This window comes from Marinobacter sp. ELB17 (genome assembly GCF_000169375.1).
In the GTDB taxonomy this organism is placed as follows: Bacteria; Pseudomonadota; Gammaproteobacteria; order Pseudomonadales; family Oleiphilaceae; genus Marinobacter.
In genome coordinates this window covers 45,160-57,995 of sequence record NZ_AAXY01000005.1, presented here as the reverse complement: position 1 = coordinate 57,995, position 12,836 = coordinate 45,160, and the positions used below count along the sequence as shown (strand labels likewise).

General features: G+C 53.4%; 12 protein-coding genes and 2 pseudogenes. 5 read left to right on the top strand and 9 right to left on the bottom strand.

Annotation, left to right across the window (positions count from 1 at the left end; genetic code table 11):
* Positions 1-170 precede the first annotated feature (170 nt).
* The 6 genes from MELB17_RS08160 to MELB17_RS08135 form a co-directional block, all read right to left on the bottom strand.
* On the bottom strand, positions 171-1,448 hold the full coding sequence (locus MELB17_RS08160; RefSeq protein ID WP_007349709.1) for a TRAP transporter large permease: 1,278 nt from the start codon (positions 1,446-1,448) through the stop codon (positions 171-173).
* On the bottom strand, positions 1,445-1,936 hold the full coding sequence (locus MELB17_RS08155; protein WP_007349708.1) for a TRAP transporter small permease: 492 nt from the start codon (positions 1,934-1,936) through the stop codon (positions 1,445-1,447). Before MELB17_RS08155 ends, MELB17_RS08160 begins: the two co-directional genes overlap by 4 nt.
* Before the next feature lie 80 nt (positions 1,937-2,016).
* Positions 2,017-3,051 (bottom strand): TRAP transporter substrate-binding protein DctP, encoded by a 1,035-nt coding sequence (gene dctP / locus MELB17_RS08150; protein ID WP_007349707.1) that lies wholly within the window; start codon positions 3,049-3,051, stop codon positions 2,017-2,019.
* Positions 3,052-3,176: 125 nt separating this feature from the next.
* Positions 3,177-4,103 carry a LysR family transcriptional regulator gene (locus MELB17_RS08145; RefSeq protein ID WP_007349706.1) on the bottom strand — a complete coding sequence of 309 codons (927 nt, stop codon included), beginning with the start codon at positions 4,101-4,103 and terminating at the stop codon, positions 3,177-3,179.
* A gap of 125 nt (positions 4,104-4,228) precedes the next feature.
* Entirely contained in the window at positions 4,229-5,170 is a 942-nt protein-coding gene (locus tag MELB17_RS08140; RefSeq protein ID WP_007349705.1) for a hydroxymethylglutaryl-CoA lyase, read from the bottom strand.
* 10 nt (positions 5,171-5,180) lie between these two features.
* The gene (locus MELB17_RS08135; protein WP_007349704.1) at positions 5,181-6,386 is read right to left on the bottom strand and encodes a CaiB/BaiF CoA transferase family protein; all 1,206 of its coding nucleotides are present in this window, start codon (positions 6,384-6,386) and stop codon (positions 5,181-5,183) included.
* A 149-nt stretch (positions 6,387-6,535) separates the two neighbouring features.
* On the opposite strand from MELB17_RS08135, the gene MELB17_RS08130 reads away from it, so the two are divergent.
* Complete coding sequence (locus MELB17_RS08130) at positions 6,536-7,450, top strand: LysR family transcriptional regulator (RefSeq protein WP_007349703.1); 915 nt, start codon at positions 6,536-6,538, stop codon at positions 7,448-7,450.
* Here MELB17_RS08130 and MELB17_RS08125 read toward each other — a convergent pair.
* Positions 7,431-8,198 carry an SDR family NAD(P)-dependent oxidoreductase gene (locus MELB17_RS08125; protein ID WP_036184146.1) on the bottom strand — a complete coding sequence of 256 codons (768 nt, stop codon included), beginning with the start codon at positions 8,196-8,198 and terminating at the stop codon, positions 7,431-7,433. The genes MELB17_RS08130 and MELB17_RS08125 overlap by 20 nt on opposite strands.
* 288 nt (positions 8,199-8,486) lie before the next feature.
* Here MELB17_RS08125 and MELB17_RS08120 point away from each other — a divergent pair, with 288 nt between their 5' ends.
* The 4 genes and pseudogenes from MELB17_RS08120 to MELB17_RS23655 all read left to right on the top strand — a co-directional run.
* A complete protein-coding gene (locus MELB17_RS08120) occupies positions 8,487-9,467 on the top strand; it encodes a TRAP transporter substrate-binding protein (RefSeq protein WP_007349701.1) in 981 nt (326 codons plus the stop codon).
* 93 nt (positions 9,468-9,560) lie between these two features.
* The gene (locus tag MELB17_RS08115; RefSeq protein WP_007349700.1) at positions 9,561-10,097 is read left to right on the top strand and encodes a TRAP transporter small permease; all 537 of its coding nucleotides are present in this window, start codon (positions 9,561-9,563) and stop codon (positions 10,095-10,097) included.
* 2 nt (positions 10,098-10,099) lie between these two features.
* Positions 10,100-11,395: a TRAP transporter large permease gene (locus MELB17_RS08110; protein ID WP_007349699.1), complete on the top strand. Its 1,296-nt coding sequence runs from the start codon at positions 10,100-10,102 to the stop codon at positions 11,393-11,395.
* Positions 11,396-11,882: 487 nt separating this feature from the next.
* A pseudogene (locus MELB17_RS23655) lies at positions 11,883-12,185 on the top strand (YqaJ viral recombinase family protein); the annotation flags it as partial.
* A gap of 69 nt (positions 12,186-12,254) precedes the next feature.
* Here the strand turns inward: MELB17_RS23655 and MELB17_RS08105 are convergent.
* Both MELB17_RS08105 and MELB17_RS26090 read right to left on the bottom strand, forming a co-directional pair.
* Positions 12,255-12,509 (bottom strand): annotated as a pseudogene (locus MELB17_RS08105) (PIN domain-containing protein); the annotation flags it as partial.
* Complete coding sequence (locus tag MELB17_RS26090) at positions 12,506-12,634, bottom strand: FitA-like ribbon-helix-helix domain-containing protein (protein WP_007349696.1); 129 nt, start codon at positions 12,632-12,634, stop codon at positions 12,506-12,508. The pseudogene MELB17_RS08105 and the gene MELB17_RS26090, both read right to left, overlap by 4 nt.
* Positions 12,635-12,836 lie beyond the last annotated feature (202 nt).

The following is a 12,836-nucleotide window of genomic DNA, read 5'->3' as shown; positions in this document are numbered from 1 at the left end:
CCATCCGAGCGTAGGCGGGAAACACATTGACTGGTGCCGGCGCGAGGCTCATCGGTACCAGGCGCTCACCGTTGTCTCTAATAGGTGCGCAGCGTAGCTGTTCCCAGCACGGGGCTGGGAGAGTGGGTATAGGTGGCAAGGCATTCAATAGTGTATTTAAAGGCATTGTCTTATCCAAATAGGGTAGGGAGCCACAGCGTTAGCGGTGGAAAAAGGATTAGTAGAATAAGTACCGCAATAGCCGTTAGCACAAAGGGCCAAATGGTTTTGAACAGTGAGACGATCTCAAGCCGACTAACGGCCGCGGCCACGAAAACGCAGGCGCCCAACGGTGGTGTTATTAAGGCAATCGTAATATTCAGAGTGATGATGACACCGAGATGGACGGGATCAATTCCTGCCATCATAGCCACTGGCGCAAAGACTGGCGTTAGTAACATCAATGCCGACACCTCCTCCATAAACATCCCCGTGAAGAAGGTGATAACGCTGAGCATTAATAAAATGACGACGCCGTTGTCCACATAGGGAGAAAGCAGTGACACGAATTGCGCTGGAACTTGAGCATACGAGAGTAGCCAGCTAATCGTAGCGGAAGCCGCCATAATCAGAAAAATCGCAGAGGTTAGGCGTGCCGTATCAACGATAGCTTTCCAGCACTCTTTCAAACGTAACCCACCAAGAAAGACACCGCATAAGGCGACATAGAGAGCTGTCAACGCTCCCGATTCCGTAGGGGTAACAAAACCAAACACAATGCCTGCAACGATAATGAAGGGCGCGATAAGCGCGGGCAGGGCCGCTAAAAACGCTACTCCAAGCTGGCCGAGCGATGGCAACTTGCCATTTTTTGGCAATCGATGGCGCCAGGCATACCAAGCGTTCATTCCCATGAATGCAACACCTAGCAGGAGGCCCGGTATAACGCCCGCCAGAAAAAGATCTCCAACTGAGGTGTTCGTCAGTGAGGCGTAGAGAATCATAAATATACTGGGCGGAATGATCGGGCCGATCAACGAGCTGCCCGCTGTCAGGCCTGCCGAAAAGGCCCTTGAGTATCCTTCTTTCTCCATAGCGGGTACCAAAAGCGAACCGAGTGCCGACGTGTCGGCCACCGCTGAGCCATTAATGCCCGCAAAGAAAACACTCGAAACGACGTTGACGTGGCCCATGCCTCCCCGTAAGTGCCCAACCATCAGGCGTGCCAGCCCCATCAAACGTTCCGTTAACCCACTGACGTTCATCAGATTACCGGCGAAGATGAATAACGGAATAGCCATCAGCGAAAAAACATTAATACCGCTAAAAAATTGCTGAGGCATCATCCGTGGAATCATCGAGGGGTCAACAAACAAAAAACCTACTATCGCTGTTGTAATCAATGCGATGAATAAAGGAAGACCCAGTAAAACGTGGATAAGAAAAACGACCAGCATGCTGAGAATCATATCTGGTCCTCTATGGACTTGAGGGGGGCAGGTCCGTAGAGCAGCACATGCCAAGCCAGTAATAAAAAGCCAAAGGGTAACGAAAGCAGTGGCACTGTGCGGCTAATGCCAAGCCCGGACGTGGTAAACATGCTGACCGATAACGCATAGCGGTAGCTTACCCATGCTGCTCCCACGGCTATTAGCAGAGTAAGCAGCCATTGATACAGATTCAGCAAACGAGCAAATGGAGCGGGAAGCAGTTTTTCCAGGAGACCGACGCGCATGTGGCCTCCTTCCGACCAGACGGCACCAGCCGCGATCATAACGGTGGCTATGATCAAGAAGCGAGAGAGCTCATCTGTCCATATAGGGGCGCCACCCGCTATGTAGCGTGCAAAAACGCCAAACAAAATGGCCGCAACATTGAGAGATAATAAAGCCCCCGCCAGGGTTAGGGTGGACGGACAGCTTATAGCCAGTAGGCGGAATCGAAGCTTATTGAGCATTGCAGCTTTCCATTAAGCACAAAAAAATAGAGGGCTGGCGAGGCACCAGCCCTCTGCCGCGGCAAAGGTATTCGCCGTTGTTAGTCGAGCAGACCGCTCATGCCTGCATCTTTCAGCGCCATATCAATCCAGCGTTGCTCAATGTCACGCTCTGTTAGCCATTTAAGATAGGCGGGCTGGCCAATGTTGCGGAAAGCAGTCAGGTCTTCTTCAGAAGGGCGAATAACTTCCATGCCTTGCTCCTCCAGGAAAGCGATACGCTTTTCAACCTGATCCTCGTTATGCTCTCTGGCATTTTGGTTAGCCTCGGCGACGGCTTCCATAAAGGCACTGCGAATCTCCTCGTCCCAATTTGCAATCATCTCGCTATTACCAACAAGAAATTGGTTGGAGTATTGAATATTTGCAAGGGTCAGGTACTTTTGCACTTCATGAAGGCTGCCCAGGGCAATGTACATCGGCGGGTTCATTTGGCCGTCAGCTACACCCGTCCGCAGGGCCATATAAGTTTCGGTCCAGGGAATGGGTGTGCCGGACGCACCAAATGCCTCATAGAGTGCTACCTGACTCGGGTCCATCGCGCGGAAGCGGAGACCTTGAAAGTCTTCAGGGCGGCTGATGGGTTTTTTGTTGTTGGTGAACGCCAAAAACCCTCCCTCTTCCACGACCGCCAACATATCGATACCGGCGCGCTCCTGTAAAACATCGCCGACGCCTTGCCAATACTGGCCGTCATCAAAGAACCTGCGTGCCGCAGCAAAATCGTCGAACAGGAATGGAATAGCACTGACGAATATTTCATCGACGAGAGGTGAAACTCCAGCAAAGGATGCTACGTTGAGCGACGGTGTGCTCATAGTCTGCTCCATGCGCTCCTGCTCTTCTCCCAGCATACTGTTGGGATACAGGGCTAACTGAAGCTGGTCGTTGGTTTTTTCTTCAACCAACTCTTTTAGATTAGTGGCAAAAACGTGCACGGCGTTCTTTTCTAGGTCAGGGGCTCCGTTGTAGCTCAGGTTAATCGTGGTTGCTGCAAGGGCGTTTCCGGCTATTAAGGCGGAACCCACTAGGCAAGCCGAGATGAGTCGCTTGGGTGAAAAGTTTTGCGTCATCATAGTAATTTTCCTGTTTTACTGTCATTAGTTACGAGGTACTACGTGCGAACCCACAAATTTATCGGGGTGCCTGTTAGAAGATTAGGTGTTGAAGTGTTGACTATGCAATACCTGAAGCGTGGACTTTATTGCAACAGTCGAGGTGCGTCAGCCGAGAAAAACCGCATACCTTTTTGTAAATGATCGATACAGGCAGCCGACGCTATCGTTAATTCTTGGCCCTTTAGGCTCACAATTTGCGCGTGGGCGTCGTTCATAACGGGATACTGCATAGGTAGGGTGAAAATTTCTCCGCGCTTTATTTCATCCATTACTGTGAGCTCCGGCATAAACGTAACTCCGATTCCTGAACGGACGAAATTTTTTAAAACGGATACAGAATTCGTATGAAGGCGAGCTTCAAGGTGAACACGCTCCTGGTGAGCTGCCATGTTGACCATTTGCCGCATACCGAAAGGATTATCCATTAACGCAAGAGGCCAACCTTTTAGATCATTCAGCGTTACGGGTCGATTCAGCTCAATTAACGAATGATTAGGAGGAACAATGACATCGAGTGGCTGGCGCGTTTCCACATGGCAGAAAAACTGCGGATCTACCGGCGGTGCGTAAAGTAGCGCTATATCGACTTCACGATCTTTGAGTAGTGACATTGCTTCGTTAACGCCGGCCATGCGAATTTCTACATTAATACCTGTAAACGCTGACATGAACGTGCCCAAAGGTGCGGCGATCAGATCAGCAATAAATCCTTCCCCCACGGCAATGCGAACTTCCCCTTTTACTAAGTTTTGAAGTGCCATGAGTTGAGAAAGTACGGCTTCTTCTGAAGCCCGCTGGGCATGAAAATGATGAACAAGTAGTTGACCTGCTGCGGTCGCCCGCATTCCACGCCCGTGCCGCTCACATAGTCGGGTATTTAGCTCTTCTTCAAGCGCTTTTAATTGACGGCTAACGGCAGAAGCATCGACATTCAGATGGGCCGCAGCGCGCCTTAGGGACCCGCGGCGAATGACTTCGTTTAGGTAGGTTAACGCACGCTGGCTGAGCATAAAAAGTGCCTGTTTTGAGTGTTATTCCGACTTTTTGAGGCCAATTAGCTCTGCTCTAACCGCCAGATGCGAGCTGAGCTGGCTGAAAATGCATGCTTTTGGATAGGTCTACTCAGGACTAGCGCTCAGACATGGGCTGCTGGCATTGAATAACGGCGAGTCGATTTTCCTGCTTTCACCACCTGCCCTGGCACGTCGTGGCCAATGAGGTCGGGGAGGGTGGAGGCCACCGCAAGTAATGCATCTAAATCGACGCCGGTGTCTACGCCCATGGTTTCAAACATATGCACAAGGTCTTCGGTGCATACATTGCCGGTGGCACCCGGGGCGAAGGGGCAGCCGCCCATTCCACCTAATGAAGCGTCGAAGCGTTTAATGCCAGCCTGCCAGGCCGCCAGCGCGTTCGCCAGGCCCATGCCGCGAGTGTTGTGAAAGTGCAGTGTAAAAGGTGTTTCTGGCCAGCGCCTAAGTACTACTTCACAGAGACGCTTTACCTGGGCAGGGTTGGCCATGCCGGTGGTATCGCATAGCGTTACGCCCTGAATGCCCAAGGCGATCAGTTTTGCAATCAGTTCCAATACCCGCGCCTCGGGTACCTCGCCTTCAAACGGGCAACCAAAGGTCGTGGAGAGCGAAGCGTTGATAAACACGCCGCTGTTTTTGCTGACATTCAAAATAGTCGCGAACTGTTCAAGAGACTGCTCCGGTGTCATGTGCAAATTGACTAGGCCGTGGCTTTTGCTAGCTGACATTACTAGATTAATTTCGTCGACTTGGCAGGCGAGCGCCCGCTCGGTGCCTTTCATGTTTGGCACCAGAACCGTCATGTCGACCCCTTCCCGGCGTTGAATGGCGGTCATAACGTCAGCGGCGTCCCTGAGGGTGGGAATCGCTTTTGGTGAAGTAAAAGAAGTCGCTTCGATACGCCGCAGGCCAGTGGCTGACAGCGCATCGATCCAGCGAATTTTCTCTTCTGTGGGTACAAAGCGCGCCTCAATCTGCAGGCCATCCCGGGGGGCAACCTCATTAATTTCTACCTTTAAAGGGCAGGGCAATGGTTGACTCATGGTGCTCTCCTTATATAATTCCTGCTTGGCGCAGTTTGGCGCGAGTTTGTTGATCAATCCCCATCTCATCCAACACGTCGTCGGTATGTTGACCAAGAGAGGGTCCGCCGTCCCCGAGTCGTCCGGGGGTAGCGCTAAGCTTAGGAAGAACACCTGGTACTTTCAGCGGTTTGCCGTTGGGGCGAGTAAAGGTTTGAATCATCTCCCGGGCCAAATAGTGGGGGTCGTGGGCGATATCTTCCGCAGTATAGGGGTAGCCTGCAGGCACGCGGGCGTCATCCAAGGCTTGAAGAATGGCATCCCGTGAGCGCTCTTCGGCCCAAGCCTGAATCGCCGCATCGATCATCTCGGCTTGCTCACTCCTCCCATCGTTATGAGTCAACGACTCATCACTGGCTAGGTCTTCTCGGCCAATCACGCCCATCAAGCGCTTGAAGATACTGTCGCCGTTGCCGGCAATCAGCACGTAATCGCCACCCTGGCAGCGGTAGGCGTTTGAAGGAGTAATACCGGGTAGAGCGCTGCCGCTGGGCTCGCGAACATGGCCACTGGCATCGAACTCCGGCAGCAGGCTTTCCATCATCGCGAACACCGACTCATACAGCGCGACATCAATCTCTTGGCCCAGGCCACTTTGGTTGCGCTCCTGAAGCGCCAACAGGGTACCGATTACCGCGTAGAGGGCTGAAAGCGAATCACCGATACTCACGCCCACGCGCATCGAAGGCTCCCCCGGCTGGCCGGTGAGGTAACGTAGCCCACCCATAGCTTCGCCAATCACGCCAAAACCGGGCTTGTCGCGGTAAGGCCCCGTTTGCCCGAAGCCGGAAATATGTACCATAATTAGTCGTGGATTGAGTGCCGAAAGCGCTTCCCAGCCCAGCCCCCAGTTGTCTAGGGTGCCTGGACGGAAGTTTTCCACCACCACGTCTGCCTCGGCGGCGAGCTTACGTGCTAGGCCTTGCCCCTCTTTACTACGCAAATCCAGTGCCACCGAGCGCTTATTGCGGGTTTGCACGTGCCACCATAGCGAGGTGCCCTCTTCTAGCATCCGCCACTTGCGAAGCGGGTCGCCGGTTCCTGGCGGCTCGATTTTAATCACGTCGGCACCGAATTCACCCAACAGTTTGGTCGCGAAAGGCCCCGCAATCAGTTGGCCAAGCTCAAGCACTTTTAAGCCCTGTAACGGAAGCTTGCGCTCTTCGGAAGCATTCATAAAGCTTTCCTCTACTCATTGGTGTCATTGTTAATCATCAGTATGGGTTAGCCGTTCATGGCCGACAATCCGGCAATCGGCAACAAAGGGTTCGTGACTGACGAAGGTGTGCGCTAGCATATGCAGATTGCCTCCCTGGAGTTTGTTCTATGCGTCGCTTCGATTTTGTCACTCTGCAACTGTTTATCGCCGTGGCGGATGAAGGCCGCCTGACAGCTGCTGCCGAGCGGGAACATCTGGCACTCGCTGCGGTAAGCAAGCGGATAAGCGACCTGGAAGCACTGGTGGGCACTACGCTATTTTATCGCCGCCCCAGAGGCGTCGAACTGACCCCTGCAGGCCAAGCGTGTTTGCACCATGCACGGCGTATTCTGGATAACGTTGAGCGACTGCAGGCCGAACTAAGCGAATATGGCGAAGGCGTGCGTGGCCATGTGCGGATTCACTCCAATACGTCGGCGATCATTGCGTTTCTCCCACAGGATCTCAGCGCCTTTTCCCGCCTCTACCCCGAAATTAAAATTGATCTAGAAGAGCGGGTAAGCAGCGAAATCATTACCGCTGTGCGCGAAGGACTTACTGATATCGGTATTTTCGCCGAGCATGTGGCGGCGCCTGACCTCCAGCAGCTTTCGTACCGGCAAGATCGATTAATGTTAATGACACCCATTGATCATCCTTTGGCTGGACGTGAAAGCATCGCCTTTAATGAAGCGCTGGCTTTCGATTTTATTGGCTTGCAGCAGGATGCTTCGTTGCAAACGCTGTTGAATGAACAGGCTAATTTGGCATCAAAAACACTGAGAATGCGTATTCAGGTACGTAGCTTCGACGCCATTTGCCGCATGATTCACCACGGCATGGGCGTTGGTGTACTGCCTGAGCGAACCATCTACCGTGATCTGGGCGATTTGCAGCTCAAAAGCATCCCGCTTAGTGACCCTTGGGCGCAGCGCGAATTGGTAATTGGCATGCGCCGGTATAGCTCGCTGCATGTCACTGCCCGACACTTAGTGGACCACCTTACTCAGAAGAAAAAGCAGGTTAATCCCGGAGTATCGTAGGCGCTGACCACTGTTGACAAAGCGGCATAACTTCTAAAAGCGTGATATTGACATGAGGAGGCAGCGAGGCCACATGCAGAGCTTGCTCGGCAATATCTTCAGGCTGTAACGGCTGGGTGCCTTCGTAATAACTATCGGCGATGTTTCTGTCACCTTTCATACGGACTAGGGTAAATTCACTGGCCGTCATGCCGGGCGCTAGGTCGGTGACCCGTACTCCTTTGGGGCCGACATCGCAGCGCAGGTTGTAGCTAAACTGTTTCACAAATGCTTTGGTGGCGCCGTAAACGTGGCCGCCGGGGTAAGGTGTATGGGCCGCGATAGAGCCCAGGTTGATCACTGTTGCACCTGGGCCTGCGGCGATCAGTTTGGGAAGAAGATGTCGAGTGACAGTGATCAGCCCTTTGATATTGGTATCGATCATGCGGTACCAGTCATCTAAATCAGCGGTTTGCGCGGGGCCTTTGCCAAGAGCAAGCCCTGCGTTATTAATCAACGCATGCACACGCTGAAAGGGCTCAGGCAGCTCTGCCACCACCTTAGCCACATCGTGTGGGTCGCTCACATCCAACTGGGCAGTGTGCACAGGTACAAGTTTTTCCAGCGTTGCTTGAAGAGCATCTAAACGCTCTTGGCGGCGGCCAGTCAGCACCAGCGCCCAGCCTGCCCGGGCGAAACGATGGGCACAGGCATGTCCAATGCCGGAAGTGGCGCCGGTAATAAAGGCGACAGGGGTAGATTCGTTCATGGTGAAAGTTCCCGACATAAATTGTGATTGGAAAGCAGCGTAATTGTCCATTGAGTTAGTCAACAGCTGCCGATAGGCATTCATCTCTGGTCGTATGACAGCATGAACTTCGTCAAAATAGCCCACTAGTGGCATTTCTAGCCATCGTCTTTAACGAAGTCACCCTTCATAAGCGTGGACTTGAGACACTTGACTGTTTGCTTCAATATCAAATGAGTCCCACCAGAGCGACACGATAAGAACATCTGAGAAGAATCACACCCAATAACAACTTTAGAGATTGATCCTATGCGGAAACAACTGTTTGCCACGCTGGCTACCCTTGGGATGCTAACGGCGGCACCCTTCGCCCTAGCAGCCCCGATCGAAATTCAAGTCAACAACACCATGAGTGAGGGCGGCTCGGAAAGTGCCGCTGTGGAACGCTTCGCCGAATATTTAGAAGAGCAGGCCCCAGGCCGCTTTGAGGTGCGTCCTTTTTTAGCGGGTTCACTGGGCGGTGAGAACGCTATCCTGGAATTGCTCAACCTTGGCCAGACCCAGCTCTCACTGACCGGCGGTAACTGGCGTCAGCAGTATGCGCCCGAGTATGATGCCATCTCGGTCCCCTTTGTTTTCACCACCTGGGATGAAGTGGACGCCTATATGGTAAGTCCCTCCGGCCAAGCGATGATCAAGCAAGCGGAAAGCCAAGGGGGCCTTAAATTCTTCGGCACCCAGCACCGTGGTCCGCGGCATATGACGGCCAACAAGGCTATCAATTCACCAGATGACCTTGAGGGCTTCCGTTTGCGCCTGCCTGCGCTGCCAGTGTGGATGGAAGTCTGGAAAGAGATGGGCGCCCAGGTGGTGAGCGTACCCGCGCCAGAGATTTATCTCGCCATGCAAACGGGCCAGGTTGACGGTCATGAAAACTCGCTTTCTTCGCCCTACACCCGCCGCCTGTGGGAAGTGCAGGATTACATCATTATGACCAGCCACGTCCAGTTCCCATGGAGCTGGGTAGCGAGTGCGCGCTGGTGGGATGGGCTGGAAGCGAAAGATCAAGCACTGATTGAAAAAGCGGTCGACGTGGCACGCCAATACGGTTCTAATCGCGAAAGTGAACTTGACGAGTTCTACCTGAAAGCGCTGCAGGATGAAGGTATGACCGTTATAAGGCCGGAAGTTACGTCTTTCCGTAAAGCTGCGTTACCGGCGATTGATCGTGTAATGGCCGAGATGGCAGACGGCGTACGCGAAGATGCACTTGGTGACAAAAACGAGTAATACACGCTTGGAATGAACAACGTCGGCCTATCGGGCCGTCGTTGTATTTTCGTAAGAGACAAAAACGTTAGGTCTAGTCTGAGGAATTCTCCTGTGGATGACGCTGTAGCGCCCAGTAATGGGCCAGATCGAATTGCTTTTTATACGCTGCGCTGGATAACCCGCCTATGTGATGGAGTCGGCGTAGCGTTAATGGCAGCTATGCTACTACTGATTGTGGCGGCCGTTATTGCCCGTGACCTGCTAGCCCTGGGCCTGCCCTGGACCGAAGAAATGGCGCCTATGTTGATCATCTACGCGATTGGCTTTGGGTCGATATCCGCATGGGTGCGCAGCGAGCACCTCGTCGTTGATTTGTTTAGCCATAGGCTCTCTGGACTGGCTAAAAACGTCCAATACCGACTCACCGCGCTGATCTCTTGCGGCTTTTTTGCCCTCGCTGCCTGGGGTGCATGGATTATGTCGGACGTGAGTTCCAATAATACAACTGTCTCTCTGGGCATTAGTTTCAGTTACCTCTACTACGGTGTTTTTTTTAGCTTTGCGGGCATGGCTCTGATAGCCGTGTGGCAAACCCTGCGCGGCCCGGTAGCGTGGCTAGAAGCACACCATGAAGAAGAGGTGGATTAGCCATGGTCGAACTGTTGATTTTTGTCGGTGGGCTTTTAGTACTCATGGCGATTGGCTTGCCCGTTGTTGTTGCCATTGGGGTGACCTCGTTCATCGCTTTAGTGGCTACAGGTACCGGCGGTTTGCCCGTTGAGCTATTGTCACTAAAAATGGTGCAAACGCTCAATAACTTTACACTGCTGGCCATTCCGCTGTTTATCCTGGCAGCCAATATTATGAATATTGGCTCCACCACCACGCGGATTTTCGACTTTGCAACGGCGCTTGTCGGCTTTACCAAAGGTGGCCTTGGTCACGCTAACGTGGTGGCCAGCTCTATATTTGCGACCATGTCGGGCACTGCCGTGGCCGACGCCGCTGGGCTTGGCAGCATTGAAATCAAGGCGATGAAAGAGCGTGGCTATGAGCTAGGTTACTCTACTGGTATTACTGCAGCATCCAGTGTTATCGGGCCAATTCTGCCGCCCAGCATTGCACTGGTTGTCTACGGCTGGCTAGCAAATGTAAGCATCGGCGGATTGTTTATGGCGGGCCTGCTGCCGGGTATCTTGATGGCGCTGCTGCTGATGAGTATGACCGTATTGCTAGGCGCAACTGGCAAGGTAGTGATGCCCAAGCCCATCCCGTTCGATGCTTGCGAAGTAGCGCGCACCGGTAAGCGCGCTATTTTGCCGTTGATGATGCCTGCGATAATCGTCGGTGGTATTTGGGGCGGCTTCTTCACGCCCACTGAGGCGGGGGCGATTGCCTCGCTTTACGCGGCGATTTTGGGCGGACTGATCTACCGCGACTTGAAGTGGCGGGATCTGTTTACGGCCTTTAACCGCACCTTGAAGTTTAGCGCGGTTATCCTGCTGATCATTGCCGTTTCCAGCTTCTATGGATGGATACTGGTGCGCATGGGCATCCCTCAGGCATTGGCGGGTCAGGTGGCCAGCATCGATATGCCCACGGTGGTGCTACTGCTTTGTTTTGCGCTGTTCTTCCTGCTGATTGGCTGCTTTATGTCGGTGATCGAAAGCATCCTGATTTTTACCCCGATTGTAGTGCCGGCTGCGCTAAGCGCTGGGCTAGACCCCGTGCACTTTGGCATTGTCATGGTGATTACGCTCTCGGTGGGGGTGATCACCCCGCCGTTTGGCACGGTGCTGTTCTTAATGGTGAGCATTACGAGGCTACGCTACGGCCAAGTGGTCAGCGCCATAATGCCTTTCTTGCTGCCAATTATTGCCACCATCTTGCTTCTGATCGCCGTGCCGGGCCTAGCCACCTGGCTGCCAGGCGTAATGGGGTATTAATCAACGCCGTTCCCTGTTGTTGGAGAGGCCCCTGCTGGAGTGGCCCTGAGGGGCAGGGCGTGCAGATGGGCCTGTTCTCACTGCCGGCCATCACGACATCACTCGCCAGGGTTACGAAATCGGGAATTGCTGAGATGGGCACTGGAGGCTCAGGCCCAAGATTTAGAGCACGAAAGATTCTCAACCAGAATCGCTGCCGATATAGCGGAACCAGTCATGGGAGCTCGCTCAGGTGTGGGGTACTTTCCTTCAAGTTCGGAGCTGGTTCGATCAGGGTGGTCAGGTTTCCGAGCTCAGCACTCAGCTCGCTGCTTTTCTAGGAACCCAACAAGATAGCTGACGCTGCATATTTTCGATCAGCGTATTGGCCTGGTTCGGAACCGGCGCTGCTGTTAAAAAACCGTGCACTAGAGCAGGCCATGTCACTTATGATTTAACACCCCTTACCAAAATCAAAACGTCATAAAGCCCCGTTTGAGCCCAGTGCTCTTGCGATGCTTCCGCAGCCATTGGCATGAACCCTTATCAATCCCAGCTTGAGCCGTGGATGGTCAAAACCGGGCGGGATGCAATCTTGCCAAAGCCGGATTCCGACGACCCCAGCTCTCCGGTCTACTGGGGCCATGTTCTGGAGCCCATCGTAGCTGAGCAATACAGCCAGCAGACAGGCCGCAAAGTGCGCCGGGTGAATGCAGTACTGCAGCATTCCCATCCGGATAAGCACTGGATGCTGGCAAACCTCGATTACTCCGTAGCCGCCGACGACGAAGTGCAGATCCTGGAACGCAAACAACGACTCTGAGTACGGGTTATCGTTGCTCACCCGTGGCCGGCTGTGAGGCATCAATCTAGCGGTCACGGCCTTGCGAGCGGCGCCAGCGTCAAAGGACAAGACCCGCCCCTTGAACAGTTCCATAAGACCATTCAGTGCCTCGCTCAGCATATCCTTGCGTTTCCCGTTGGGCAGGGCAGCGACGCCAAAGAATAGCTCTGCCAGCGAGACAGTCGACATGTATCGCGTTTCGGCCGATTGCTCATTGAGCCACGCTCGGACAGCAGGGTTCGGTTCGGGTTTCATCGCCTCGGAAATAACGCTGGTATCCAGAACGATCACTCAAACCTCATCGGTTCGGCCGGTGTTTTGTCGCGCACCTCAGCCTCGGCACTGCGGTTGTGCCGCTTGGCCTGTGCTCTCAACGCGTTGTGTACGGCGTCAGGAATTCTCCTGATGGTCGTCATGCCCATAGCTCATTATCTCCCACTGCGTCGGGTGAGCGCGATTGCGTCCTGTGTGCATTCAATCGGCAATGGTTACTGCTATAGGAGTGTTAGGCTGGTGATGGCTTTTGAGGATGATGTGCTGGTCATCGCAGGCGATCATGATCGCCACTTTTTAGTTAATATCCGTTTTTCCTAAGTGTTCTTTCTCTGTATTAGTTGC